Raw genomic sequence first — 26,454 nt, 5'->3', positions numbered from 1 at the left:
CCACGGGGATCACCCGGCGCCGAAGGCGCCAAGAGCGAAGACGACGTAAGGCGGAGAGGTAGCGCGTGGCGCCACAGCGCGAATGGTTCGAGAAGGACTACTACGCGGAGCTCGGCGTGTCGAAGGACGCGTCCGAGAAGGACATCTCGCGCGCCTACCGCAAGCTCGCCAAGCAGTTCCACCCCGACGCGAACCAGGGGAACGCGCAGGCCGAGGAGCGCTTCAAGGAGGTGTCCGCGGCGTACGACGTCCTCGGCGACGCGGAGAAGCGCAAGGAGTACGACCAGGTCCGCGAGATGGTCGCGTCCGGGGTCGGCGGACCGGGCGGCTTCGGCGGCTTCGGCGGTGCGGGTGGCTTCCCGGGCGGCGGATTCGGTGCCGGCGGCCAGACGATCAACTTCGAGGACATCGGCGGGTTCTCGGACCTGCTCGGCGGCCTGTTCGGGCGCGCTGCGGGCCGGCGCGGCGGGCGCGGAGCGGCACGTGGGCCGCGGCGCGGGCAGGACCTCGAGGCCGAGCTGTACCTCGACTTCCTCGACGCGGTGCACGGCGTGACGACGACCGTGAGCTTCACCGCGGACGCGGTGTGCTCGACGTGCGGTGGCTCGGGTGCGAAGCCGGGGACGATGCCGGAGCGCTGCCCCGAGTGTGGCGGCGTCGGGATGATCGCCCGCGACCAGGGCCCGTTCTCCGTGTCCGAGGTGTGCCCGCGCTGCGGCGGCAGCGGCCAGCTGATCAAGGAGCGGTGCCCGACCTGCAAGGGCCACGGCATCGAGGTCCGTCACCGTGACGTGAAGGTGCGCATCCCCGCGGGTGTCGACGACGGACAGCGCATCCGCGTGAAGGGACGCGGCGGCGCGGGCGGGAACGGTGGCCCGCCGGGTGACCTGTACGTGATCGTGCACGTGCGCCCGCACGCCGTGTTCGGGCGCAAGGGCCACGACCTGACGGTGCGACTGCCGGTCACGTTCCCGGAGGCGGCGCTCGGCGCGCAGGTGAAGGTGCCGACGCTCGACGACCCGGTCACGGTGAAGGTCCCCGCGGGGACGCAGAGCGGCAAGACCGTGCGTGTGCGCGGCCGCGGCATCCCTCGTGCCAAGGGATCGCCCGGCGACCTGCTCGTCACCTTCGACGTGTCGGTCCCGACCGAGCTCGAGGACGGCGCGCGCGAGGCCGTCGAGAAGCTCGCGCAGGCGTTGCCCGGGAACCCGCGCGCGCACCTGGGAGTGTGAGTGTGACCATGAACGACGGAACGGCGAACGTCCCGAAGGGCAGCGGGCGGGTATCCCGCCCGCTGAGTGAGTGTGACCATGAATAACGACGAGCGCGCGCTCTACATCATCTCGGTCGCCGCCGAGCTCGCGGGCGTGCACCCGCAGACGCTGCGCATCTACGAGCGCAAGGGGCTGATCGAGCCGGCGCGCACGCAGGGGCGCAGCCGCCGGTACTCCGAGCGCGACGTCGCGCTGCTGCGTCGCATCCAGGAGCTGACCAACGACGGCGTGAGCCTCGCCGGCGTGAAGAAGATCCTCGAGCTCGAGGCCGAGCTCGACGACGCGCGCGCCGAGATCGAGCAGCTGCGCGACGACCTGCAGGCGGCCTACGACGAGGCCCGCGAGGCCGTCGACCGCGTCCACCGCCACTACCGCCGCGACCTCGTCCCCGTCAGCAAGGCCGTCGTCCGCCTGAGGCGCGGCTGACCCCCGCTCCGTCGGGACAGAGACTCGTCCCATGGTCGAGAAAACGTCCCCACGGGGAATGAAGTTGAGCGCGGGATTGTCAACTCTGGTGACATCCCACTCCGAGGTGACCTGACCCATGCCCCTGGACCCCAACCGCTTCACCCGCAAGACCGGCGAGGCCATCGGTGCCGCGCAAGCCCTCGCGCGCGACCGCAACCACTCGCAGGTCACGCCCGAGCACCTGCTCGCCGGCCTCCTCGGCCAGCCCGAGGGTGTCGTGCTGCCCGTGCTCGAGCGCATGGGCGTCGCGCCGAAGACGCTGCGCGACCGCGTCGACGAGGCGCTCGCGAAGCTCCCGCAGGTGTACGGCGCGCAGCAGCAACCCGCGTTGTCGCCCGACGCGTACCGCGTGCTCGAGTCGGCGGACGAGGAGCGCAGCGGCCTGAACGACGACTACCTGTCGACCGAGCACCTGCTGCTCGCGATGGCCGCCGTGCCGGGTGGCGTCGGCGACCTCCTGCGGTCGCTCGGTGTGACGCGCGAGGCCGTGCTCGACGCGTTGAAGGCCGTGCGCGGATCGCATCGCGTCACGAGCGAGAACCCCGAGGAGCAGTACCAGGCGCTCGAGAAGTACGGGCGCGACCTCACCGAGGAGGCCCGCAAGGGGAAGCTCGACCCGGTCATCGGTCGTGACGACGAGATCCGCCGCGTGATCCAGGTGCTGTCGCGGCGCACGAAGAACAACCCGGTGCTCATCGGCGAGCCGGGCGTCGGCAAGACCGCGATCGTCGAGGGGCTGGCGCGCCGCATCGTGGAGGGCGACGTCCCCGAGGGTCTGCGCGACAAGCGCCTCGTCGCGCTCGACATCGGCGCGATGGTCGCCGGCGCGAAGTACCGCGGTGAGTTCGAGGAGCGACTCAAGGCTGTCCTCAAGGAGATCACCGACGCCGAGGGCGAGATCATCAGCTTCGTCGACGAGCTGCACACGATCGTCGGCGCGGGCGGTGCCGAGGGCGCGGTCGACGCCGGCAACATGATCAAGCCGATGCTGGCGCGCGGCGAGCTGCGCCTCATCGGTGCGACGACGCTCGACGAGTACCGGAAGTACGTCGAGAAGGACCCCGCGCTCGAACGCCGTTTCCAGCAGGTGTACGTGGGCGAGCCGTCGGTCGACGACACGATCGCGATCCTGCGCGGCCTCAAGGAGCGCTACGAGGTCCACCACGGTGTGCGCATCCAGGACGCCGCGCTCGTCGCGGCCGCGATGCTGTCGCACCGCTACATCACCGGCCGTCAGCTGCCGGACAAGGCCATCGACCTCATCGACGAGGCGGCGTCGCGCCTGCGCATCGAGATCGACTCGATGCCGTTCGAGATCGACGTCGTCGAGCGGCGCATCCGCCAGCTCGAGATCGAGAAGGCCGCGCTCGGCAAGGAGACCGACGAGTCCTCGCGCCAGCGGCTCGAGGCGATCGAGGCCGAGCTCGCCGAGCTCGCCGAGGAGCGCGACGGGATGGTTGCGCACTGGCAGTCGGAGAAGGACGCGATCACTGAGATCCGTGAGCTGAAGGAGCGGCTCGAGTCGACGCGCACCGAGGCCGAGCGGGCCGAGCGCGACGGCGACCTCGAGCGCGCCGCGCAGCTGCGCTACGGCACGATGCGCGACGTCGAGAACGAGATCGCGCAGAAGACCGCGCGCCTCGAGGAGCTGCAGGGCGACCAGAAGATGCTGAAGGAGGAGGTCGACGCCGACGACGTCGCGGAGATCGTCTCCCGGTGGACCGGCATCCCGGTGTCGCGGCTCATGGAGGGCGAGGTGCAGAAGCTCGTCCGCATGGAGGACGTGCTGCACGAGCGCGTGATCGGCCAGGACTCGGCCGTGACCGCGGTCGCGAACGCGATCCGTCGTTCGCGTGCCGGCCTGTCCGACCCCAACCGGCCGATCGGGTCGTTCCTCTTCCTCGGTCCGACCGGCGTTGGCAAGACAGAGCTCGCGCGTGCGCTCGCCGAGTTCCTCTTCGACGACGAGCGGGCGATGGTGCGCATCGACATGTCGGAGTACATGGAGAAGCACACCGTGTCGCGCCTCGTGGGCGCGCCGCCCGGCTACGTCGGCTACGAGGAGGGCGGTCAGCTCACCGAGGCCATCCGTCGTCGTCCGTACGCGGTCGTGCTGCTCGACGAGATCGAGAAGGCCCACCCGGACGTGTTCAACGTGCTGTTGCAGCTGATGGACGACGGTCGCCTGACCGACGGCCAGGGCCGCACGGTCGACTTCACGAACGTCGTGCTCATCATGACGAGCAACCTCGGCGCGGGTGGCCCCGAGCCGGTCGTCATGGCCGCGGTGCAGAACCACTTCAAGCCCGAGTTCCTCAACCGCATCGACGAGATCGTGATGTTCCACCGTCTCGACGAGCGCCACATCGAGCAGATCGTCGCGTTGCAGGTCGGCCAGCTCGGCCGGAGGCTGCAGCAGCGCGGCCTGCGTCTCGAGCTCACGGAGGCGGCCCTCGAGCACGTGGCCCGGGTCGGCTACGACCCCGACTACGGCGCCCGGCCGCTCAAGCGGGTGCTCCAGCGGGAGGTCGCGGACCCGATCGCGCTCGCGGTGCTCCAGGGCGAGTACGCCGACGGCGACACCATCGTCGTCGACGCCGTCCCCGACGGCGGTCTCGTGTTCAACAAGAAGCAGGACACGCCCGTCGTCGTCGCGTAACCCCGCCCCGTTCTGGGAAGCGTCATGCACAACATGTGTGTCTGACGCTTCACAGAACACTGGGGTGGGGTGACCCGCTACCCTCTTGCCAACGTGAGCCTCGAATCACGTTCCTCCTGTCGGAGACCCACGTGCCCGGCACGGTGATCGTCGGCACCCAGTGGGGCGACGAGGGCAAGGGCCGCTTCACCGACTATCTCGCCAAGGAGAGCGAGCTGGTCGTGCGGTACCAGGGCGGTCACAACGCCGGCCACACGATCGTCGTCGACGGCGAGGTGTTCGCGCTCCAGCTCGTCCCGAGCGGTGTCCTCTACGACTGGGTCGTGCCCGTGATCGGCAACGGCGTGGTCGTCGATCCGGCCGTCCTGCTCGAGGAGATCGACATGCTCGCGACCAAGGGCATCGACGCGGCGCGGCTACGGCTCTCCGGGAACGCGCACCTGATCATGCCGTACCACCAGGAGCTCGACCGGGTGACCGAGCGATACCTGGGCAAGAACAAGCTCGGGACGACCAAGCGCGGCATCGGTCCCGCGTACGCCGACAAGGCCGCCCGGGTCGGCATCCGGGTGCAGGACCTCCTCGACCCGAAGATCTTCCGTGAGAAGCTCGACCTCGCGCTGCGCGAGAAGAACGGTGTGCTCGCGAAGGTCTACAACCGGCTCCCGCTCGACGCCGACGAGATCTGTGCGCGCTACCTCGCGATGGTCCCGCGGTTGGAGCCGATGATCTCGGACACCGTGCACCTCGTGCACGAGGCGCTCGACGCGGGGCAGCGCGTGCTGTTCGAGGGCGCGCAGGCCACGTACCTCGACCTCGACCAGGGCACCTATCCCTACGTCACCTCGAGCAACCCCGTTGCCGGCGGTGTGTGCCCGGGCGCGGGCGTCGGGCCGAACGCGATCGACCGGGTGATCGGCGTCGTGAAGGCGTACACGACCCGCGTCGGCGCGGGGCCCTTCCCGACGGAGCTGCACGAGGGCGACGCGATCGGCGACCTGCTCGTCGAGCGCGGTCACGAGTTCGGCACGAACACGGGCCGCCGCCGCCGTCCCGGATGGCTCGACGCCGTGATGCTGCGTCACGCGGTGCGGCTCAACGGTTGCACCGAGATCGCGATCACGAAGCTCGACGTGCTCGCGCCGCTGCACGAGCTGAAGGTGTGCGTCGCGTACGAAGGCGAGGACGGGACCCGCTACGACCACGTCCCGTACCACCAGAGCGTGCTGCACAAGGTGCGTCCGGTGTACGAGACGCTGCCGGGCTGGGGCGGCGAGATCGACGGCGCGGCGCGCGTCGACGACCTGCCCGCGGCCGCCCGTGAGTACGTGCGCTTCATCGAGGAGCAGGCCGGTGTGCCGGCCACGTTCGTCTCGGTCGGGCCGGGCCGGGAGCAGACCGTCGTGCTCCCGCGCGCGGCGTAACCGGTGCGGGTCCTCGTCGTCGGCTCCGGCGGTCGCGAGCACGCCCTCGCGTGGATGCTGGCCCGCTCGCCTGACGTCGAGACGCTCGTCTGCGCGCCCGGGAACCCGGGCATGGCGCCGCTCGGCCGCTGCGTCCCGCTCGACGTGAACGACGCTGCCGCCGTAGCGGCGCTCGCGGACGACGTCGACGCCGACCTGACCGTCGTCGGGCCCGAGGCGCCGCTCGTCGCCGGTGCCGTCGACGCGCTCGAAGCGCGCGGTCGCGCCGCGTTCGGCCCGCGCGCGGAGGCCGCCCGCCTCGAGGGCTCGAAGGCGTGGATGAAGGACGTGTTGGTCGACGCGGGCGTGCCGACGGCACGCCACGCGCGCTTCTCCACCGGCGACGAGCAGCGCGCGCTCGCGTTCCTCGACACGTTGCCGGGCCTCTACGTGGTGAAGACGGACGGGCTCGCCGCGGGGAAGGGTGTCGTGGTTACGGAGTCGCTCGCCGACGCGCGCGACGCCGTCTGCGCCTACCTGTCGGGCGAGGCGTTCGGTGACGCGGGGCGGACGTGCGTGATCGAGGAGGGTCTCACCGGTCCCGAGCTCTCCCTGCTCGTGCTGTGCGACGGCTCGTCGCGCGGTGTTCCGCTCGCGCCCGCTCAGGACTTCAAGCGCGCCGGGGATCGCGACACCGGGCCCAACACGGGCGGCATGGGCGCGTACTCGCCCGTCCCCGTCGCCGACCCCGTGCTCGTCGACGACGTGATGGCACGCGCGGTCGAGCCGACGCTCGCCACGCTCGCGGCGCGCGGGATCGCGTACCGAGGCGTGCTGTATGCCGGTCTCATGCTCACGGCCGACGGGCCGAAGGTGCTCGAGTACAACGTGCGCTTCGGCGACCCGGAGTGCCAGGTGGTCGTGCCCCGTCTCGCCAGCGACCTGGCGACGCACTGCGCCGAAGCCGCGCGCGGCGCGCTCACGACGCCGGTGAGGTTCCGGGACGACGCGTGCGTCACGGTCGTCATGGCGAGCGACGGCTACCCGGCATCGCCGCGCACCGGCGACCCGATCGACGGTCTCGACCGTGCGGCCGAGGTCGACGACGTCGTCGTGTTCCACGCGGGGACGAAGCGTGACGCCGACGGGCGCGTCGTCACCTCGGGCGGCCGCGTCCTCGACGTCACCGCGCTCGGCGACACGGTCGAGCGCGCGCGGGAGCGTGCGTACGAGGCCGCCTCGCGAATCTCGTGGCAAGGCGCGTGGTACCGACGCGACATCGCCGCGAGTCCGGTCACGGAAGGGTCCGCATGATCCCCCGCTACTCGTTGCCGCCGATGGCCGACCTCTTCACGGACGAGGCCAAGTACGGCACGTGGCTCGAGGTCGAGGTCCTCGCGACGGAGGCGTGGGCGACGCTCGGCGTCGTGCCGGAGGCCGACGCCCGAGCGGTGCGCGAGCGCGCGGGATTCGACGCGCGAGCCGTGGAGGAGCGCGAGCGCGTCACCGAGCACGACGTCGCGGCGTTCGTCGACGTCGTCCAGGAGCGCGTCGGGCAGCCCGCGGGTGCCTGGGTGCACTACGGGCTGACGTCGAGCGACGTCGTCGACACCGCGCTGTCGGTCACGCTGACGCGTGCTGTCGATCTGCTCCTCGACGCCGCCGGCACGCTGGAGTCCGTCATCGCGGGCCGTGCACGCGAGCTCCGCGACACCGCGATGGTCGGCCGCACGCACGGCGTCCACGCCGAGCCGACGACGTTCGGGGCCAAGCTCGCGCTGTGGGCGATGCAGGTCCGGCGTGACCGGGTCCGGCTGCTGCGCGCGCGTGACGCGATCGCGGTCGGGAAGCTGTCGGGTGCCGTCGGCACGTACTCGAACGTCGACCCGCGCGTCGAGGCGTACGTGTGCGACCACCTCGGCCTGCGGCCCGTCCCCGCCACGCAGGTGCTCGCCCGCGACCGCCACGCCGAGTTCCTGTACGCATGCGCGTCCGTGGCGGCGACCGTCGAGTCGTTCGCGCTCGAGATCCGGCACCTGCAGCGCACCGAGGTCCGCGAGGTCGAGGAGCCGTTCCGGGCCGGCGCGCAGAAGGGCTCGAGCGCCATGCCGCACAAGCGGAACCCGGTGAAGTGCGAGCAGCTCTGCGGGCTCGCGCGCGTCGTGCGCGCGAACCTGCAGGCCGGCCTCGAGGACGTCGCGCTGTGGCACGAGCGCGACATCTCGCACTCGTCCGTCGAGCGGATCGTCCTGGCCGACTCCGCCCTGCTCGCCTTCTACGAGCTCGTGAAGTTCGCGTCGATCGTCGAGGGGATGCACGTGTATCCCGAGCGGATGCTGGAGAACCTCGACGCGTCGTACGGCCTCGTGTTCAGCCAGCCCGTTCTCCTCGCGCTCGTCGAGTCCGGGCTCTCGCGCGACGACGCGTACCGCATCGTGCAGCGGAACGCGATGGCGACGTGGGAGCAACGGCGGCCGTTCCTCGACGTGCTGCGCGCGGACGCCGACGTCCGCGCGGCATTGCCCGGCGAGCGGCTGGCCGCGTGCTTCGACCTGAAGCGCGCGCTCGCGAACGTCGGGCGGGTGTTCGACGCGCTCGACGCGCAGGAGCAGCAACCGCTGGAGTCACCGGCATGACGAAGCTTCCGCTCGCACACGTCTACCGCGGGAAGGTCCGGGATCTGTACGAGGTCGACCACGACCGGCTGCTGATCGTCGCGTCGGACCGGATCTCGGTGTTCGACGTCGTGCTCGAGGACGAGATCCCCGACAAGGGCCGCGTTCTGACGGGCATCGCCTCGTTCTGGTTCGACGAGACCGCCGACGTCGTCCCGAACCACGTCATCTCGTGCGACCCGACCGACTTCCCCGAGACCGCGGGTCCCGACGTGGCGGGCCGGGCGATGCTCGTCCGCACGACGCGCCCGATCCGGCTCGAGTGCATCGCGCGTGGGTACCTGTTCGGCGGCGCGTGGAGCGAGTACCGGGAACGCGGGACGGTGCAGGGACGGCCGATGCCGGCAGGCATGCAGGAGGCCGAGCGCCTCCCCGAGCCGCTGTTCACGCCGACGACCAAGGCCGAGACCGGTCACGACCAGCCGCTGAGCGACCGCGAGGCCGCGGAGCTCGTCGGCGCGGACCGGTTCGAGCAGCTGCGCGACATGACGCTCGCGCTCTACCGGCTCGGCGCCGAGCGGGCGGCGGCGCGCGGCGTGATCCTCGCCGACACGAAGGTCGAGTTCGGTGAGGTCGACGGCGAGCTGCTGCTCATCGACGAGATCCTCACTCCCGACTCGTCGCGCTATTGGCCGGCGGACGAGTACCGCGTCGGCGCGTCGCCGCCGAGCTTCGACAAGCAATACGTCCGCGACTACTACCTGCGCACGGGCTGGGACCGGCAGACCACGCCCGCGCCCCGCCTGCCCGACGACGTGATCACCGGCACACGAGCGCGCTACGTCGAGGCCTACGAGCTGCTGACCGAGCGCAGCTTCGACGAGTGGTTCGCGCCCGAATGAGCGGGCGAGCCGGCCCGGAGTGACACACGCTCTCGGATAGCATCGGGCACGCGATGGCGACGTTCGAAGCGCGGATCGACATCACGCACCGGCCCGGCATCCTCGATCCCCAGGGGGCGAACATCGAGCGCGCGCTCCCCGCACTGGGCTACGACAACGTCGCCGACGTCACGGTCGGCAAGGTGATCACGCTCGTGCTCGAAGCCCGCGACGAGGCCGGCGCGCGCGCACAGGTCGACGAGATGTGCCGGCGCCTGCTCGCCAACCCCGTCATCGAGGACTACGCGGTCGCGCTGACGCAATTGGAGGGTGCGTCGTGACCGCCCGGGTCGGCGTCGTCGTCTTCCCGGGGACGAACTGCGAGCTCGACATCGTCGAGGCCGTCGAGCGCCTCGGCGGTGCTGCAGAGCTCGTGTGGCACGCGGACCGCGACCTGCGGGGTGCGGACGCACTCGTGATCCCGGGTGGCTTCGCGCACGGCGACTACCTCCGGACCGGCGCGATCGCGCGGTTCTCACCGGTGATGGACGTGGTGGCCGAGTTCGCGCGCGACGGCGGGCCGGTCGTCGGCATCTGCAACGGCTTCCAGGTGCTGACCGAGGCCGGCCTGCTGCCCGGCGCGCTGCAGAAGAACGTCGGGCTGAAGTTCGTGTGCACGACGGTCGGGCTGCGCGTCGAGACGACGGACAGCGCGCTGACCGGCCTCGCGCGCGTCGGCGAGGTGCTGCACATCCCCGTCAACCACTTCGAGGGCAACTACGTCTGCGACGACGAGACGCTCGCGCGACTGCGCGCCGACGATCGCGTCGTGCTGCGGTACGTCGACAACCCGAATGGCAGCCTCGACGACATCGCGGGCATCTGCAGCGAGGGTCGCAACGTCGTCGGGCTGATGCCGCACCCCGAGCGCGCGTCCGACCTCCTGCTCGGCTCGGACGACGGCGTCGTGCTGCTCCGTTCGCTGCTCGCGACCGCGGACGTCGGCGCGCCCGTCGCTCCATGAGGCGCGCGCAGCAGCAGCTCGTCGACGCGCTGCGCACCCACGCCATCCGCACCGGTGAGTTCACGCTCGCGTCGGGGCGGACGTCGAGCTGGTACGTCGACGGTCGGCTCCTCACGTTCCGGGGCGACTGCGTGCCACTCGTCGGCGAGGCGATCGTCGAGGCGCTCGACGCCGCCGGGATCGACGGGTTCGACGCGGTCGGCGGTCTCGCGATCGGCGCCGACCCCGTCACGATGGCGGTCGCGCTCGCGACCGGCGTACGGGGCTTCGCGGTCCGCAAGGAGGCCAAGGACCACGGTGTCGGCGGGCGCATCGCCGGCCCGCTCGAAGCGGGCGACCGCGTCCTCGTCGTCGACGACACGATCACGACCGGCGGCTCGTTGCTGCAGGCCGTGGACGCGATCGTCGACTACGGCGCGCGCGTCGTCGGCGCCGCGGCACTGCTCGACCGTGGTGGCGAGGTGGGCGCGGCGCTGGAGGAGCGCGGCGTGCCGTTCGTCCCGGTCGTGACCGCGCCGGATCTCGGCTTCGCGTACGGCTCGTGACCGCGACGTCGGATCGGTTACGAGCCGGATCGGGTGATGCCGGCCTTGCCGAGCACGTCGGCGGGGACGCCGAACTCGCGCCACGTCGCGTACGAGATGCCCTTCGCCTCGGCGTACGGCCGAGCCGCCTTCACGAACGCCTTCTCGAGCGCGCCGAGGTCGACGCTCGCGCTGCTCTGCTCGAGCTCGCTCTCGAGGTCACGACGCTCCTGGAGCATCTGCAGCCGCTGGATCGGCGATGCGTCCGGCAGCCCGGCCTCGATGGCCTGGAGCCGGCGCTTGATCGAGTCCGGCGTCCGCTTCCGACCTCGCCGGGGCCGGTTCTGCTCGAGCGCTTCGAGGTAATTCCGGACGGCTCGGCTCTGTTCACGACCCTGCGCGAGGGCCTGCTTGTGCTCGGCGGTCATCGTGGTGGCTTTGCGGCGGGGAGGCATCGCATCAGCTCCAAATCAGCCGGGGGGATTTCGGCGGTTCGCTGTTCTACCACGCCCGCGATACGTGGAAACAAGCGCGAGGGATCGTGAGCGAACCGGTGCACCTCCGCCTGGGAATGACGGACTCCGAATTCGACGCCGTCGTCGCCGAATTGGGCCGTGAACCGACGGAGCTCGAGCTCGCCATGTACTCGGTGATGTGGTCCGAGCACTGCTCGTACAAGTCGTCTCGCCGGTATCTCGGGCGGTTCCCGACCGAGGCACCCTGGGTGCTCGTCGGCCCGGGCGAGGGTGCGGGCGTGGTCGACGTCGGCGACGGGATGGCCGTCGCTGTGCGCATCGAGAGCCACAACCATCCGTCCGCCGTCGAGCCGTACCAGGGTGCCGCGACCGGTGTCGGCGGGATCATCCGCGACATCTTCAGCATGGGTGCGCGCCCGATCGCGCTCATGGACCCGCTGCGTTTCGGCGATCTGTCGGACGGGCGCACGCGGTATCTGTTCGAGGGCGTCGTCGCGGGGATCAGCGGATACGGCAACGCCGTCGGTGTGCCGACCGTCGGCGGCGAGGTCGTGTTCGACGACTGCTATCGCGACAACCCGTTGGTCAACGTGCTGTGCCTCGGTGTGCTGCCGAAGGAGCGCCTCGTCCTCGCCCGCGCGGAGGGCCTGGGCAACCTCGCGGTGCTGCTCGGGGCGTCGACCGGCCGGGACGGCATCGGCGGCGCGAGCGTCCTCGCGTCGGCGGGCTTCGAGCAGGGCTCCGAGGAGAAGCGCCCGTCGGTCCAGGTCGGGGATCCCTTCGAGGAGAAGAAGCTCATCGAGGCGTGCCTCGCGCTCCTCGACGCCGGGCTCGCGGTCGGCGTGCAGGACCTCGGGGCGGCGGGCCTGTCGTGTGCCGCCTCCGAGACCGCGGCGAAGGGATCCGTCGGCATGGACGTCGACGTCGCGCGCGTCGCGCACCGCGAGCCGGGGATGACGCCCGTCGAGGTGATGACGTCGGAGAGCCAGGAGCGGATGCTCGCGATCGTGCGTCCCGAGGACGTCGACGAGGTGCTCGCGCTGTGCCGGCGGTGGGAGATCCGCGCGTCGGTCGTCGGGCGCGTCACGGACACCGGCCGCTTCCGCGTCTACGACGGTCTGTTCGACGGCGGTTCCGACGCGCCCGCGCTCGCCGACGTGCCCGCGGGCAGCCTGGGCGACGGGCCGGTGTACGACCGGCCGGCCACGCGACCGGCACAGCTCGACACGGTGAACGCCGCGGATCCGTGGAACGAGCTCGGCGCGCGCTTCCCCGCCGGGCGCGACCTGTCGGACGAGCTCCTCGCGCTGCTCGCGACGCCGACGATCGCGGACAAGTCGTGGGTGTGGCGGCAGTACGACCACCAGCTCTTCCTCAACACGGTGGTCGGCCCGGGGGGCGACGCCGCCGTGCTCCGCTTGAAGGGCACTGCAAACAAGGGGCTCGCCCTCGCGACCGACGGCAAGGCGCGCTTCTGCGCGCTCGACCCGCGCACGGGCGGCCGCCTCGTCGTGCTCGAGGCCGCCCGCAACGTCGCGTGCGCGGGCGCGCGCCCGCTCGCGCTCGTCAACTGCCTCAACTTCGGGAACCCGGAGCATCCCGAGGTGATGTGGCAGTTCGCCGAGGTCGTCGACGGCATCGCCGAGGCGTGCCGCGCGCTCGGCATCCCCGTCATCGGCGGCAATGTCAGCTTCTACAACGAGTCGCGCGGCGCCGACATCGACCCGACACCCGTCGTCGGCGTGATCGGGCTGATCGACCCGCTCGTGTCCGTGCCGCCCGGTGTCGCGTTCCCGTCCGGCGACCGCGTCGTCGTGCTGGGCGCGACCGCGCCCGAGCTCGGTGGGTCGGAGTGGGCGTCGCGGCACGGCATGCGGACGGGCCGCGCGCCGTCGGCCGACGTCGATGCCGCGTCAGCGTTGCACGACCTCGTGCGCGCGCTCGTCGCCGAGCGGGTCGTCGACGCCGTCCACGACTGCGCCGACGGTGGGCTCGCCGTCGCGCTCGCGGAGATGGCGATCGCGGGCTCGACCGGCTTCGCGGTAAACCTCGACGACGTGCCCGGTGACGTCGCGCCCGCGGCCGCGTGCTTCAGCGAGTCGGCGTCACGCGTCGTCGTCGGCGTGTCGCCGGCGCGGGTCGGCGACGTCCTCGGGCGCGCGCGCGAAGCCGGCGTCCCCGCCGCCGACATCGGGGAGACGGGCGGCGACCGCCTCGTCGCGACGGGCGCGTTCGACGTGTCGCTCGCTGCCGCGACGCGCGCGTGGCGCGACGCGATCCCCAACGCGCTCGGCGTGACGACGAGTCACTGACGCTTCATCGAGCGCGGAGTCGGTTCTGGACCGACTCACGCTTCATCGAAGCATCAGCGCGGTCGGCGCGCCTCGAGCGCGTCGAGCCATTCGTCGGGGACATCGAGGTCGCCCCGGCCGACGCCGAGCCGCAGGTCCGGCTTGTAGGCGCCGTGGTAGTCGGACCCGCCGGTCGGGAGGAGCCCGTGACGGCCGGCGAGCGCGCGGTACTCGTCGCGCTCCTCCCGCGTGTAGCGCGCGTACTCGCACTCGAGCGCGTCGAGCCCGTCGTCGACGAGCGCGCCGACGAACCCGTCGAGCGCGTCGTCGTCGAGGTCGAGCGAACCCGGGTGCGCGAGCGACGTCACCGCGCCAGCGTCGTGCGCGAGGCGGATCGCGTCCCCGGGCGACAAGCGCGTGCGCTCGAGGTACGCGGGACGTCCGCGTGCGAGCCACGTGTCGAACGCCTCGTCGATCGAGTCGACGTAGCCCTTGTGCACCAAGGCCGCCGCGATGTGCGGGCGCCCGACCGTGCCGTCCCCCGTTTCGCGCAGCACGTCCGCCATCGTGATGTCGACGCCCGTCTCGCGCAGACGCTCGACGATCTGCATGTTGCGCTCGTCGCGCCCGCCTCGGAGAGCGAAGAGCGCGTCTTCGAGCGCGCCCTGCGCGGCCGGGAAGTAGACGAGCAGGTGCATGGTCCCGACGCCGGGTGGCGTCGTGCACGACAGCTCGCACGCCGGGACGACACGCACGCCGACCGCCGCGCCCGCGCGCACCGACTCGTCGACGTGGTCGAGCGTGTCGTGGTCCGTGATCGCGAGGGCATGCAGTCCGGCCGCTCGGGCGAGGTCGACGAGCGCGGTCGGGCTGTCGGTCCCGTCCGAGACGGTCGAGTGGCAGTGCAGGTCGATCACGCGAGCCCGCGCGACTCGAGATAGGCGAGCACGACCGCGGCCGACTGCTCGGGCGTCGCGCCCTCGGTGCGCACGTGGACCTCGGGTCGCAGCGGCGGCTCGTACGGGTCGGACACGCCGGTGAACGCCGCGACCTCGCCCGATCGCGCCCGCGCGTACAGGCCCTTGACGTCGCGTTCCTCGCAGCGTTCGAGGGGCGTGTCGACCCACACCTCGACGAAGTCGTCGATCCATCTGCGGACCTCGTCGCGCACTTCGCGGTAGGGGGAGATCGCGGCAGTGATCGCGACGACGCCGTTGCGGGCGAGCAACGACGCGACGAACCCGATGCGGCGGATGTTGGTGTCGCGGTCCTCCTTCGAGAACCCGAGTCCCTTCGAGAGGTGCTCGCGCACCTCGTCGCCGTCGAGGACCTCGACCCGGTGTCCCCGGTCGCGCAATCGGGCCGCGACGATGTCCGCGATCGTGCTCTTGCCCGCGCCGGAGAAGCCGGTGAACCAGAGGCAGAAGCCACGGTCGTTCGCGCCGCGCACGCCCGAGAACGTACCGGGCAACGCCGCGAGCGTGTGACCCGCGCCGCACGAGGTTCGGGCGCGCGCGGCGTGCGTGCGATACTCGTGGTGATGGACCCCCACATCGGCGAGGCGTGTGGCGTCTTCGGCGTGTACGCCCCCGGCGAGCCGGTCGCCAACCTCGTCTACCTCGGGCTGTACGCGCTGCAACACCGCGGCCAGGAGTCCGCGGGGATCGCGGCGAGCGACGGCGAGACGGTCACCGTCGTGAAGGACATGGGGCTCGTCACGCAGGTGTTCGACGAGCGCCGGCTCGCGCCGCTCGAGGGTCCGCTCGCGATCGGGCACGTCCGCTACTCGACGACCGGCTCGAGCGACTGGCGCAACGCGCAGCCCGTCTACCGGTCCGTCGGCGACGCGGGATTCGCGCTCGGGCACAACGGCAACCTGACGAACACCGCGGAGCTCGCCGGTGAGCTCGGGATGCTCCCGGGGCTCGAGGCCCGCATGTCGGACGCCGACTCCACGAGCGACAGCGACCTCGTCGCCGAGCTCGTCGCGCGCGAGTACGGCGCCGAGCTCCGCTCCGACGGTCGTGACCTCGAGGTCGCGCTCGAGCGGGTGCTCCCCCGGCTCGACGGCGCGTTCTCGTTCGTGCTGATGGACGAGGCGCACCTCGTCGGCGTGCGCGACCGGCACGGCTTCCGGCCGCTCGTGCTCGGCCGCATCGAGGACGGCTGGGTCGTCGCCAGCGAGACGGCCGCGCTCGACATCATCGGCGCGCACTTCGTCCGCGAGGTCGAGCCCGGTGAGATGGTCGTGATCGACGCGAACGGCGTGCGGTCGCACCGCTTCGCCGAGCCGGCGCCGAACCTCTGCTTGTTCGAGTTCGTGTACTTCGCCCGGCCCGACAGCGAGCTGTACGGCAACCGCGTGCACGCGGCGCGCCAGCGCATGGGTGAGGAGCTCGCACGGCAGGCGCCGGTCGCGGCCGACATGGTGATGCCCGTGCCCGAGTCGGGTGTGCCGGCCGCGCAGGGTTTCGCGCGCGCGTCCGGCATCCCTTACGGCGACGGGCTCGTGAAGAACCGCTACGTCGGGCGCACGTTCATCCAGCCGACGCAGCGCGAACGCGGGCTCGGCGTGCGCATGAAGCTCAACCCGATCCCCGAGAACATCCGCGGGAAGCGGCTCGTCGTGGTCGACGACTCGATCGTGCGCGGCACGACGACGCGCCAGGTGGTCGCCATGTTGCGCGAGGCGGGCGCGGCCGAGGTGCACTTCCGCGTGTCGTCGCCGCCGTACCGCTGGCCGTGCTTCTTCGGCATGGACACCGGGCGGCGCTCCGAGCTGCTGGCGGCGGACATGTCCGTCGGCGAGATCCGCGACTACATCAACGCCGACTCGCTGGCGTACCTCGAGCTCGACCGTCTCACCGCGGCGACGGGCGCGCCGCCGAGCGCGTTCTGCACGGCCTGCCTCACCGGCGAGTACCCGGTCGACGTGCCGGGCGCGGACGCGAAGCACGTGCTCGAGGTGGTCGACGTCGACCTCACCGAGCCCGCGTCCCGCTGAGTTGGGCGACGCCGGCGACACCGCACGCCCGCTGCGCTACGCCGACGCGGGCGTCGACATCGACGCGGGCGAGAAGGCCGTCGAGCTCATCAAGGCCCACGTGCGCTCCACCGCGCGTCCCGAAGTGGTCGGCGACATCGGCGGCTTCGGCGGCCTGTTCTCGCTCGCCCGGCTGAGCGCGCGCGACCCGTTGCTCGTCGCGTCGACCGACGGCGTCGGCACGAAGTCGGCGATCGCGCGCATCGTCGGGCGCTACGACACGATCGGCGTCGATGTCGTCGCCATGTGCGTCGACGACATCGCGACGACGGGCGCGGAGCCGCTGTTCTTCCTCGACTACGTGTCCGTCGGGCGGCTCGTCCCCGAGACCGTCGAGCAGATCGTGAGCGGCGTCGCGCGCGGGTGTCGCGAGGCGCGGTGCGCGCTGCTCGGTGGCGAGATGTCCGAGCACCCCGGCGTCATGGAGCCGGGCGAGTTCGACCTCGTCGGCTTCGCGGTCGGGGTCGTCGAGCGTGACCGTGTGCTCCCCGCCGGCGTCGGTCCCGGCGACACGGTCGTCGGCATCGCGAGCCCGGGCCTGCGCTCGAACGGCTACTCGCTGGCCCGGCGCGCGCTGCTCGAGGTCGCGCAACGGTCGCTCGATGAGCCCGCGTGGCCCGGCGCGGACCGCTCGCTCGGCGACGAGCTGCTCGTCCCGAGCGTCGTCTACGCGCCCGTCATGGCCGAGCTCCGGGCTCGGGTCGACGTGCACGCGTTCGCGCACGTCACCGGGGGCGGCATCCCGGGGAACCTCGCGCGGGTCCTTCCCCGTGAGTGCGACGCGGTCGTCGAGCGGGGAACCTGGACCGAGCCCCGGATCTTCGCCGAGGTCCAGCAGGCCGGTGCGGTCCCCGACGACGAGATGGCGCGCGTCTTCAACCTCGGTCTCGGGATGCTCGCGGTCGTCGAGCCCGCCGACGCCCCCGCAGCACTCGCCGCGATCCACGGACAGGGGCACGACGCCTGGGTCGTGGGCGAGATCCGGGCGGGGCACGGGACCGTGACCCTCGGGAGCCGCTGACCCCGGCCGGGCCGGAGATGTGTCCGAAACCGGAGGTGAACGGCGGTTTGCGAAAGCCTCTCCAGGTTCGGGGCTTCGCGGCCGATACAGGGCGTGCGAGGCCGTTCCACCCTCTCGGACCCGCTGGTCGCGGACGGACTCGTCGCCCCGAGGGGGTCGCATTGATACAATCACGCTGATCGAACCAGGGTTCGCCCAGACGATCCGCTCGCGGACGAATCGGACAGGCTGATTCTTCCGGGGGCGACCGTCGGCGATCTGCAGGGGGCTGGGGCGATCCGGTGCCGGCGCGGGGGGCGGCGGGACCAGATGACAACTGGAGGACCCATGCAGGGAACGCCCGACCAGGACGCGTTGCTCACGCCGTCGGAGGTGGCAGCGATGTTCCGGGTCAACCCGAAGACGGTCACCCGGTGGGCACGCGCGGGCAAGATCTCCGCGATCCGGACGCTCGGCGGCCACCGCCGCTTCCGGGCTTCGGAGATCCGGCGGTTCCTCGAGCAGGTCGAGGACAGCTCGCAGCTCTGAGCCTCCGAGCGCGACGCGCGCTCGACGTTCCGACGCGTCCGCATCACGCGGGCGCGTCGTTGCGCGTCCGCGCCCATTGCGCGCTCGACGTCCCCGGTCGTGCTCGATGTGGTGGCCGGGACCGGCGTCGATCCGGTGACCCCACGCTTTTCAGACCGCTGAGCCGTTTCGCGTCGCGCCTGGTCGGGGAGCGTTGCCGCTGGTCAGGCCGACTCTTGGCGGACCGCTGGTCGACCGTCAGGACACCTGGTTGCGCGTCGGAAGTGGCACGCACATGGCACGGGCTACGGCAGCCGGTGACGCGGACCGTAGGCGGCCGTCGAGATCGCGGTCACGCGGCGGGTTCCGCGCGCCCCTCGCCTTGCGGACGCCGTCTCATGAACACCTCGATGTTGCGCACCACGAGAGCGCAGTCACGGACCGGTACTGCGCGGTGCACAGCCTTCGCCGGCGGACGGCGTCGTCAGTTCGCGCGACCGTCGGTCGAGCGCGGCGATCGAGCATGATCGTGGCGTGGTCGGGGATGGCGGGCTGGCCGAGTCGATCGTCGGCGTGCTCGGGACGGGCGTGTTGGACCGGGATGCGATCACGGACGCGCTCGTCGCACGCGGCGTGGTGTCCGGATCGAGGTCGTCGGTGCGTGGCCGGATCGACCGGTTCTTGCAGTTCGACACGCGCTTCGCTGACGTCGCCGGTGGGACGATCTTCGTGCCGGCCGTCGTGGAAGGGACGACCTGGACGGTGTGGGTGGATCCCGGCGACGCGGCCGACGGGTTCGTCCGGATGCATCCGTGGTTGGCGCCGCTCGGCTGGTGGCTGGTCGCCGGTGGCGTCGATCTCGTAGATCGGTCGGGGACGGTTCTCGGACGGCTGGAGACCGACGGCCTCTGGTTGGATGATCGTGACACCGACGTCGTGTTCGGATCCGACGGTTGGCTCGATGACCTCGCGGGTGGTTGGGCCTCGGTCGCCGTGGTCGGTGGCGGGCTGTGTTGGTCGCCGTGTTCGGTTGCGCCGAGTCCCAGCGAACGCCAGACGGCGGCGCTGCGCGTTGGGTTCGGCCGTGCGGTGCGCTTCGAACGCGAGACGCTTCGCGATCGGGAGCCGACGACGCTGGTGTTCAGCTCGGGTGACGGTCCGCTGCACGAGGCGTTGGTCGCGGATCGAGACGCGTTCATCGGCGACCCTGTAGCGCCGTTGCCGGATCTGTACCGGTCGGCGGGCCTCGTGGAGCGCTCCGGGATCGTCGCCGCGGAGGGTTTCGACTGGGATGCGCTGCGGGCGTGGCAGGACCGGAACCGGCTCGGCGTGATCTACCAGCTCGGTGCCGATCAGGTCGAGCGCCTCGCTGCACTCCTCGACGCGGTGCTGGCCTCGCCGAACGAGGGGTCGGCAAGTTCCCGAGTCGACGATCGCGAGCTCGCTACCGCGCTCGACGACGGAGCGGTCGCCGCGGCGTTCTGGCGAGAACGCGCTACGCGTGAGATTCCACTCGAAAACGTGCGCGCCTTGGCGGCCGCGCTCGACGCTCGCGCCGGCGGCGTGCCGCATGTCGGTGTGCGCTGGCTGCAGGCGCGCTGCGCCGACTGGTCGGGCGACGCGGCAACCGCTGTTGCGCTGCTCTCCGAGGTCGACGCGTCCTGTCCGCACCTGCCGGCTCGGCTGGACGCGGCCGGGTTCGCGTCCGACCGCGGCGATGCAGCGACCGCCTGCTTGCTGTTGCGCGAATACGCCGACATTGACGACCCGCCCGATGACACCGAGGGAGACGGGAGCCGGAGCGACGCGGCATCGCTCAAGGAGGAAGTCGCGACCTTCGCCTTGCGACGGCCGCGTCCGGCCGCTCGACGCAACGATCCGTGCCCGTGCGGGTCGGGTCGCAAGTACAAGGCCTGCCACCTCGGTACCCAGCAACACACTCTCGCGGATCGTGCGAGCTGGCTCTACGACAAGGCGGTGCGCTTCCTGCGGAGTCGTCACCCTAGGAGCGTGCGCTCGCTCGCCGCGGCGATGGCCGAACCGTCCGAGTCGGCCACCCTCTACGACGAGCTCGTGGATGCACCGTTCCTGGCCGACGTCGCTCTGCACGAGGACGGCGTCTTCGCGGAGTTCGTCGCCGCTCGCAGTGCGCTGCTGCCCGACGACGAAGCGCTGCTCGCCGCGCAGTGGGCACTCGTCGATCGCGGCGTCTTCGAGATCCAGCGCGTCGACCGTGACCGGCTGGTGCTCCACGACATCGGTCACGGGGAATCGATCACGGTCGTCAACACCCATCGCGACCGGCATGCCCGCCCGGGGACACTCGTCGCCGGACGTCCGCTCCCCGTGGGCGACACCTACCGCGCCTTCAGCGGGTTCATCGAGGTCCCCCGCGCGGCCGCCACCGAGCTGGTCGAGGTCATCGACGGCGGTGACGCGGACGATCTCGTCGCGTTCCTCGGCGACCTGCTCCGACCGACGCGCCTGACGAACGCCGATGGGCACGATCTCGAACTGCACACGCTCCGCTGGAGCATCGGTGATCCGTCGACGGTCGAACGTGCGCTGCGCGACGCCGGGTACGAACGCGCCGACGACCAGTCGGTCTGGCACCTGACGCAACGCTCATCGGTCGGGGACCGCACCGTTGTCGCCCGGGTCGAGGTCGCCGGCGACGAGCTCATCGGCGAGGTCAACTCGCGGGAGCGTGCCGCGGCGCTGAAGGCGGCGATCGCGGCCGTGATTCCTGACGCGACCCTCATCGACGACGCCGCGCGGTCCCTCACCGACGCCCTCGCGGACCACGAACCCGACTCGTCGACCGCGGCGCCCGTGCGAGCGGACGATCCCGCGCTCCGAGACGCGCTCGCCGCGTTCATCGCCGATCAGGAACGCCGCTGGCTCGACGAACCGATTCCCGCGCTCGGCGGCCGCACACCACGTGAGGCGGCCGACGATCCCGTCGGGAGGGAGGAGCTCGCACATCTCCTCGACGAGTTCCCCGACCCCGACGACCCGGACGTCGCGGTCATGAACCCGCGACGGCTGCGTGCCGCGCTCGGGCTGTAGACGGTCGCGTCACACGAACGCCGTCCCGGTGGTCGCGTGCGACGTGCCCGACACGGCGCGACAGGGTTGCCGAAAGAGGCGTGTGGCCGTACAATGGCCGGACAGCCTAGGACAGCCGACAGGGAGTCGACGATGACCACGACGCGGCTGCGCCGGGAGCGGCTCGAGGTTCGAACCACCAAGGACGAGCGTGCGTTGATCGATCGTGCGGTGGCCGAGCAGGGGACGGATCTCACCGAGTTCGTGATCTCCAACCTCACCATCGCGGCTCGCCGTGTGCTCGCAGACCGAACCGAATTCACGCTCGACGCCGCGTCCGCGGCCGCGTGGGAGGCGGTCAATCGCCGTCGGGCGCGGGAGCTCCCGGGTTTGCGTCGGCTCATGGATCGCCCCGCGCCGTTCAGCACGGAGTGACGGGCGCCTATCGGCCACCCGCACTGCTCGCCACGGGACACGAACTCGATGGGTTCGAGTGCCGGTCACCGGAACAGACCGAGTGGCTGCGCCGGCACGCTCGCCAGTCCGCCAACTCCGGGACGACGCGCGTCCTCGTCGTCACTCCGATCGACTCCAACGCGGTGGTCGCCTACTACGCCTGGTGCATGGCGAGCGTCTCGCTGGCCGACGCGCCGCCGCGCGTGCGGAGAGGGGCGGGTCGGTACCCGCAACCCGTCGCGCTTCTCGCCCGCCTCGGCGTCGACTCCGCCCACGAGGGGCGCGGCCTCGGCGCCGCGCTCCTCCAGGACGTGATCGCCCGGACCTATGCCCTCGGTGAGGAGATCGGCTGCCGGGGTCTCCTCGTCCACGCCGAGACGCCCGACGCCAGGGACTTCTACCTGCACCTCGTGCCGGAGTTCGAGACGTCGCCCACCGACGATCTCCATCTCTTCCTGCTCGTGAAGGACATCCGCCGGACCCTGGGCTGACTCGCCTGCGAGGGATCGGTCGCTACCTTCCTGCGATCGCGGCGACCCTACGGGCCGCGACCCCATTCAAGCGCGTTCGTGTCGCGTCGATGTCAGCATGGTCGCTGGGTGCCGCGGCACGCACCTGAGGCCCGCGTCGAAGTGGCACGCGCGTGGCACGAGATCGACAATTCGGACAGCGAAGCACCGCCGCCGAACACGCCAGGAAGGAACCAATTCGGCCTATGATCAGCACTTTCGTGTGGTGGCCGGGACCGGCGTCGATCCGGTGACCCCACGCTTTTCAGGCGTGTGCTCTGCCGACTGAGCTACCCGGCCGTGCTTGCTGGGTCGACTCCGCTTCGGCCTCCCGGGCTCCGCCCAGGCTTCCGCTTCGTCTCCGTGCTTCCGTGGTGCGCGGTCCTGACGGGATTTGAACCCGCGGCCTCCGCCTTGACAGGGCGGCGTGCACTCCAAACTGCACCACAGGACCAGTCTGCGTTCCGGTGCCGCGTGACGCGGCGCCCGAACGTGCCCCCAGGGGAATTCGAATCCCCGCTACCGCCTTGAAAGGGCGGCGTCCTGGGCCGCTAGACGATGGGGGCCCGACTCCACCGGAGGTAGCGCATCGTACCAGCGTCGGCCCGTGAAGCGGCCAGGGGTTCCGGTCCGCGGGTTCGTCACGCGATGTGCTGCGACCGTTGCACCCCTACCACGCAGCGTGGCACTGTGCCCGGCGGCCCAGGGGCGGGTCACAGGGAGGCGCGGGATGAACCAGGGGCGAGACGCGCGCGTCGTCGACCTCGCGCGCGAGCGCTTCGTCGGTGTCGACGGGTATCACGCGCTCGTGTCGACGCAGGTGCTCGGACTCGTCGCGGGACTGCGTGAGCGGGCCGGGGACGAGCTGATGGGCGAGCTGACCGGCGCGCCGCCGAGCGTCCTCGACGACTGGTGCGAGGGCTGGCTGCCGCTGCCGCCCGAGATGGAGGCCAGGCTCCGGCTGATCGACACGCTGTTCGCGACGTTCGACGACCACCAGGTCCCCGACGACGTGGTCACGACCTGGTTCGCGACGCCGAACCTCTCGCTCGGCGGTCGCACGCCGCTGTGGGCGCTGCGCGAGCGCGCGCCGCGCGACATCGCGCCCGCCCTGCTCGTCGGCGCGCGCGCGTTCATCGACTGACCGGGCGCGGGTCCGCGTCTGAACGTGGTGGTGTCGCGCGTCCGCGGCGAGGGTACGCGCGCGCCCCGGTGCCGCAGACCCGCGTGGGTGTGTCGCGGCCGGCGCCCGGCAGGCATCGATGGACCTCAGCGACCTCTCCCGGTGGGCCCGCGGCGACGGGCTCGAGATCTGTCTCCTCGCGATCGGCTCGGTGCTGCTCGCGCGTCTCGTGCACTGGGGCGCGCAGCGTTACCTGGAGCGCCTGTACCACGACGGGCTCGCGCAGATCGACCGGTCCGGGGTCGCGTCGGAGCGCAACAAGCGCGTCCGCGCGCTCGTGCAGGCCGGCGAGCTCGGCGTGGTCGCGCTCGTCTACTTCGTCGCGGCGCTCCTGATCCTGGACAAGTTCGGGCTGCCGCTCACGAGCCTCGTGGCGCCGGCCACGGTCGCCGGTGTCGCGGTCGGCTTCGGCGCGCAGCAGGTCGTCGGTGACGTCCTCGCCGGCTTCTTCCTCCTGAGCGAGCACCAGTTCGGCGTCGGCGACGTCGTCCAGCTCTCCCAGCCCGGGCAGACGGCCGGCGTGCGCGGGACGGTCGAGGAGCTGACCTTGCGCGTGACCAAGCTGCGGACCGTGCAGGGCGAGCTCGTCTTCCTGCCCAACAGCGCGCTCCGCCAGGTCACGAACCTCTCGCGAGAGTGGTCGCGCGTCGTCGTCGACGTGCCGATCCCGGTCGACCAGGACCTCGACACCGCGACGCAGGTCGTGCGCGACGCAGCCGAGTCGGTGCGCGACGATCCCGCCTGGAGCGGCGCGATCGTCGGCGATCCTGTCGTCGCCGGGGTCGAGACCATCGAGGTCGACCACCTGCAGCTCCGCTTGGTCGCGCGCACGTTGCCGGGCAAGCAGTTCGACGTCGGACGCGTGCTCCGCCTGCGGATCGCCCGCGCGTTGCAGCGCGCCGGGGTGACCACCGCGACCACGGAGCCCGTCGCGCGCGCGGAGGGCTGACGTGCGTCGCTTCCGCTTCCGCCTGCCGGTGCGCCGCTCGACGGCGGCACTCGTCGTCGCGTTCCTCGGCGTGGGGGCGCTGTGGCTCGCCGTGCGTCCCGCGCCCCGACCGGCGCCGGTGTACGTGCCCGCGGTGACGCAGCCCCCGACGACGGCCACGACCCGCCCGCCGCCGACGTCGTCGCCGACCACGGCCACGACGCGCGCGCCCGCGGGTGCGACGACGACCACGACGACGCCCCCTGGTGCGAGCGGTACGACGACCTCGACGACGGGGCCGGCGTCGGCGACGAGCGCGACCACGTCGACGACGGTGTTGCCGCACTCGCAGTCCATCCCGCCGTCTTCGACGTCGTCGACGACGGTGCCGTGACGCGCGAGCGGGCGCCGCGCGCCGATCAGGCCGGGATGTCGGCGTCGCGCAGGCACGCGTCGTAGAGCACGGGGCGGCCTGCGCCCTCGCGCTTCGACGCGTACATCGCGGTGTCGGCCTCGGCGACGATCGCCTCGGCGCAACGCGGCGCGTCCGCGCACACGACGCCCGCGCGCGACCACGTCACGCCGATGCTCGCCCGGAGTCGCTGCTGGTGACCGGCGACGTCGACCGTCCCGCTCAGCGCCTCGGCGACGCGGTCACAGAGGCGCGTGACCTCGGCGAGCGAGGCAACGCGCGGGCACACGACGAGGAACTCGTCACCGCCGAGACGGCCGACGAGATCGGTGTCGCGCGTCGTGTCGCGCAGGCGCGACGCCACGATCCGCAGCAGGTCGTCGCCCGCCGCGTGCCCGAGCTCGTCGTTGACGGCCTTGAAGCCGTCGAGGTCGACGAACACGAGCGCGGTGCCGACCCGGGCGTTGTCCGACGCGAGCGTCGTCTCGAGCGCGGCGATGATCGACGCGCGGTTGTGACAGCCGGTGAGCGCGTCATAGGTCGCGCGGTGTTCGAGCTCGATGCGCAGGCGCGCGCTCTCGGTCACGTCCGCGACGCAGACGATCGCGCCCGTCACGACGTCGTCGTCGCCGGTGAGCGCGCGCATCGTGATCCGGCACAGTCGTCCGGCCGGGGCACCGGGCACGTCGATGCGGACCTCGAGGTCGGCGTCGCGCCCGTCGACGAGGACGTCGTCGAGCGCGTGCTGCAGGACGGCGCGGTCCTCGGCCACGACGGTGCAGAGCTGGGCGTCGACCGTCGTCGCGGGGCCCGTGCACGTGATCTCGGCGAGCCGCTCGTTCGCGTAGACGATCGAACGGTCGCTGTCGACCTGGAACACGCCGAGCGGGAGCGCCTCGGCGAGCCGGTGGAGGAGCTGCTCACGCGCGCGCAGCGCCTCCTGCGCCGCCATCTCGTCGGAGATGTCGACCATCTCCGCGACGACGTCCCCGTGCTCCGGATCGTCGAGCCGGTTGCGGTTGGTGATCTCCATCCACACCCACGACCCGTCACGGCGTTGGTGGCGGCCGCGCCACCGGTGGTCGCCACCGGGCGCACCGAGCATCTCGATCCAGTTCTCGATCGCGCGGTCGTGATCGTCGGGGTGGATGAGCTCAAGGGAGCGCCGGCCGACGATATCGTCGGGCTCCCACCCGAGGACGCGCGTCGTCGCGTCGTCGATCGCGCTGATGACGGCGAGCCCGTCCTTGTGCACACGACAGACGCGCGGCGGCATCTTCGGGGCCGACTTGAGCTGCTCGCCGATGGCTTCGCCACCACCGTCCGCGAGGAGCACGCCGACGTAGACGCCGTAGAGGTGCCGCGCGTCGACGAAGTAGAAGGCGCCGGTCCCCGAGTCGGCCGCGAGCCTGACGACCGCGCGCGCGATCCCCGTCGCGTGGGTCTCGCCCCACGCCGTGATGACCACGACCCGGTCGGCGGGGACGACGAGGTCGAGCGCGGAGCGTCCCTCGAGCACGGGATGCGCACCGACGGGCAGGGACGGCGGCACGTCGACGAACAAGCCGTCGTGACCGATCGCGGCGATGGGCGCGTCCGGGTACTCCGCGAGGAGGTTGGACAGGACCGTCTCCAGCGTCGACTCGTCGACCGCGCGCTCACCTGCCACGGCATCTGGTCGTCCACCGCGCCACCGAGTTGAGGACTTCGGGGCCGAAATGGTCCGAACGGC

The 26,454-nt window shown here is 71.7% G+C and carries 24 protein-coding genes and 3 tRNA genes; 20 read left to right on the top strand and 7 right to left on the bottom strand.

Annotation, left to right across the window (positions count from 1 at the left end; all coding sequences use genetic code 11):
- The first annotated feature begins 65 nt into the window (after positions 1 to 65).
- From dnaJ to pyrE, 10 genes are all read left to right on the top strand, one after another.
- On the top strand, positions 66 to 1,232 hold the full coding sequence (dnaJ, locus tag VFC33_17280; protein ID HZR14993.1) for a molecular chaperone DnaJ: 1,167 nt from the start codon (positions 66 to 68) through the stop codon (positions 1,230 to 1,232).
- A 78-nt stretch (positions 1,233 to 1,310) separates the two neighbouring features.
- Positions 1,311 to 1,700, top strand: coding sequence for a helix-turn-helix transcriptional regulator (locus VFC33_17275; GenBank protein ID HZR14992.1), 390 nt, complete (start codon positions 1,311 to 1,313; stop codon positions 1,698 to 1,700).
- Between the two features lie 118 nt (positions 1,701 to 1,818).
- Entirely contained in the window at positions 1,819 to 4,401 is a 2,583-nt protein-coding gene (gene clpB / locus VFC33_17270; GenBank protein ID HZR14991.1) for an ATP-dependent chaperone ClpB, read from the top strand.
- Positions 4,402 to 4,532: 131 nt separating this feature from the next.
- The gene (locus VFC33_17265; GenBank protein HZR14990.1) at positions 4,533 to 5,825 is read left to right on the top strand and encodes an adenylosuccinate synthase; all 1,293 of its coding nucleotides are present in this window, start codon (positions 4,533 to 4,535) and stop codon (positions 5,823 to 5,825) included.
- Positions 5,826 to 5,828: 3 nt separating this feature from the next.
- Positions 5,829 to 7,118 (top strand): phosphoribosylamine--glycine ligase, encoded by a 1,290-nt coding sequence (gene purD, locus VFC33_17260; protein HZR14989.1) that lies wholly within the window; start codon positions 5,829 to 5,831, stop codon positions 7,116 to 7,118.
- A complete protein-coding gene (gene purB, locus VFC33_17255; protein HZR14988.1) occupies positions 7,115 to 8,440 on the top strand; it encodes an adenylosuccinate lyase in 1,326 nt (441 codons plus the stop codon). Before purD ends, purB begins: the two co-directional genes overlap by 4 nt.
- Positions 8,437 to 9,321, top strand: coding sequence for a phosphoribosylaminoimidazolesuccinocarboxamide synthase (locus VFC33_17250; protein ID HZR14987.1), 885 nt, complete (start codon positions 8,437 to 8,439; stop codon positions 9,319 to 9,321). The genes purB and VFC33_17250 overlap by 4 nt, the downstream gene beginning before the upstream one ends.
- A gap of 53 nt (positions 9,322 to 9,374) precedes the next feature.
- The gene (gene purS, locus VFC33_17245; protein HZR14986.1) at positions 9,375 to 9,641 is read left to right on the top strand and encodes a phosphoribosylformylglycinamidine synthase subunit PurS; all 267 of its coding nucleotides are present in this window, start codon (positions 9,375 to 9,377) and stop codon (positions 9,639 to 9,641) included.
- On the top strand, positions 9,638 to 10,324 hold the full coding sequence (gene purQ / locus VFC33_17240; protein HZR14985.1) for a phosphoribosylformylglycinamidine synthase subunit PurQ: 687 nt from the start codon (positions 9,638 to 9,640) through the stop codon (positions 10,322 to 10,324). The genes purS and purQ overlap by 4 nt, the downstream gene beginning before the upstream one ends.
- Positions 10,321 to 10,869 carry an orotate phosphoribosyltransferase gene (gene pyrE / locus VFC33_17235; protein ID HZR14984.1) on the top strand — a complete coding sequence of 183 codons (549 nt, stop codon included), beginning with the start codon at positions 10,321 to 10,323 and terminating at the stop codon, positions 10,867 to 10,869. The genes purQ and pyrE overlap by 4 nt, the downstream gene beginning before the upstream one ends.
- Before the next feature lie 17 nt (positions 10,870 to 10,886).
- On the opposite strand, the gene VFC33_17230 is transcribed toward pyrE, so the two are convergent.
- Entirely contained in the window at positions 10,887 to 11,276 is a 390-nt protein-coding gene (locus VFC33_17230) for a hypothetical protein (protein ID HZR14983.1), read from the bottom strand.
- 113 nt (positions 11,277 to 11,389) lie between these two features.
- Between VFC33_17230 and purL the strand changes: the two genes are divergently transcribed.
- Entirely contained in the window at positions 11,390 to 13,636 is a 2,247-nt protein-coding gene (gene purL / locus VFC33_17225) for a phosphoribosylformylglycinamidine synthase subunit PurL (protein ID HZR14982.1), read from the top strand.
- A 53-nt stretch (positions 13,637 to 13,689) separates the two neighbouring features.
- Here the strand turns inward: purL and VFC33_17220 are convergent, their stop codons facing one another.
- Together VFC33_17220 and cysC are read right to left on the bottom strand one after the other, a co-directional pair.
- Positions 13,690 to 14,532 (bottom strand): PHP domain-containing protein, encoded by an 843-nt coding sequence (locus VFC33_17220; GenBank protein ID HZR14981.1) that lies wholly within the window; start codon positions 14,530 to 14,532, stop codon positions 13,690 to 13,692.
- Positions 14,529 to 15,065, bottom strand: a complete 537-nt coding sequence (cysC, locus tag VFC33_17215; protein HZR14980.1) for an adenylyl-sulfate kinase — start codon at positions 15,063 to 15,065, stop codon at positions 14,529 to 14,531. Before cysC ends, VFC33_17220 begins: the two co-directional genes overlap by 4 nt.
- Before the next feature lie 90 nt (positions 15,066 to 15,155).
- Between cysC and purF the strand changes: the two genes are divergently transcribed.
- From purF to VFC33_17185, 6 genes are all read left to right on the top strand, one after another.
- Complete coding sequence (gene purF, locus VFC33_17210; GenBank protein ID HZR14979.1) at positions 15,156 to 16,619, top strand: amidophosphoribosyltransferase; 1,464 nt, start codon at positions 15,156 to 15,158, stop codon at positions 16,617 to 16,619.
- A 1-nt stretch (position 16,620) separates the two neighbouring features.
- On the top strand, positions 16,621 to 17,679 hold the full coding sequence (purM, locus tag VFC33_17205) for a phosphoribosylformylglycinamidine cyclo-ligase (GenBank protein ID HZR14978.1): 1,059 nt from the start codon (positions 16,621 to 16,623) through the stop codon (positions 17,677 to 17,679).
- Between the two features lie 327 nt (positions 17,680 to 18,006).
- On the top strand, positions 18,007 to 18,207 hold the full coding sequence (locus VFC33_17200) for a BldC family transcriptional regulator (protein HZR14977.1): 201 nt from the start codon (positions 18,007 to 18,009) through the stop codon (positions 18,205 to 18,207).
- Between the two features lie 513 nt (positions 18,208 to 18,720).
- A complete protein-coding gene (locus VFC33_17195) occupies positions 18,721 to 21,255 on the top strand; it encodes an SEC-C metal-binding domain-containing protein (protein HZR14976.1) in 2,535 nt (844 codons plus the stop codon).
- 132 nt (positions 21,256 to 21,387) lie between these two features.
- Positions 21,388 to 21,669 carry a DUF1778 domain-containing protein gene (locus VFC33_17190; GenBank protein HZR14975.1) on the top strand — a complete coding sequence of 94 codons (282 nt, stop codon included), beginning with the start codon at positions 21,388 to 21,390 and terminating at the stop codon, positions 21,667 to 21,669.
- Between the two features lie 188 nt (positions 21,670 to 21,857).
- On the top strand, positions 21,858 to 22,181 hold the full coding sequence (locus VFC33_17185) for a GNAT family N-acetyltransferase (GenBank protein ID HZR14974.1): 324 nt from the start codon (positions 21,858 to 21,860) through the stop codon (positions 22,179 to 22,181).
- Between the two features lie 242 nt (positions 22,182 to 22,423).
- Here the strand turns inward: VFC33_17185 and VFC33_17180 are convergent.
- From VFC33_17180 to VFC33_17170, 3 genes are all read right to left on the bottom strand, one after another.
- Positions 22,424 to 22,499, bottom strand: a tRNA-Phe gene (locus VFC33_17180).
- A 79-nt stretch (positions 22,500 to 22,578) separates the two neighbouring features.
- Positions 22,579 to 22,653 (bottom strand) — tRNA-Asp (locus VFC33_17175).
- Between the two features lie 39 nt (positions 22,654 to 22,692).
- Positions 22,693 to 22,765: transfer RNA gene (locus VFC33_17170), tRNA-Glu, on the bottom strand.
- A 164-nt stretch (positions 22,766 to 22,929) separates the two neighbouring features.
- Between VFC33_17170 and VFC33_17165 the strand changes: the two genes are divergently transcribed.
- The 3 genes from VFC33_17165 (at position 22,930) to VFC33_17155 (ending at position 24,769) form a co-directional block, all read left to right on the top strand.
- Positions 22,930 to 23,343, top strand: coding sequence for a hypothetical protein (locus tag VFC33_17165; protein ID HZR14973.1), 414 nt, complete (start codon positions 22,930 to 22,932; stop codon positions 23,341 to 23,343).
- Positions 23,344 to 23,461: 118 nt separating this feature from the next.
- Complete coding sequence (locus tag VFC33_17160; protein HZR14972.1) at positions 23,462 to 24,331, top strand: mechanosensitive ion channel family protein; 870 nt, start codon at positions 23,462 to 23,464, stop codon at positions 24,329 to 24,331.
- 81 nt (positions 24,332 to 24,412) lie between these two features.
- Positions 24,413 to 24,769, top strand: coding sequence for a hypothetical protein (locus tag VFC33_17155; GenBank protein HZR14971.1), 357 nt, complete (start codon positions 24,413 to 24,415; stop codon positions 24,767 to 24,769).
- Here VFC33_17155 and VFC33_17150 read toward each other — a convergent pair.
- Entirely contained in the window at positions 24,730 to 26,391 is a 1,662-nt protein-coding gene (locus VFC33_17150; GenBank protein ID HZR14970.1) for a diguanylate cyclase, read from the bottom strand. The two genes, VFC33_17155 and VFC33_17150, sit on opposite strands and share 40 nt — an antisense overlap.
- Between the last annotated feature and the right edge of the window lie 63 nt (positions 26,392 to 26,454).

Source organism: Acidimicrobiia bacterium (assembly GCA_035651955.1).
Lineage (GTDB): Bacteria > Actinomycetota > Acidimicrobiia > IMCC26256 > JAMXLJ01 > JAMXLJ01.
Note: the sequence above shows the minus strand (reverse complement) of the source record. Positions and strands in the feature narration are given on the sequence as shown.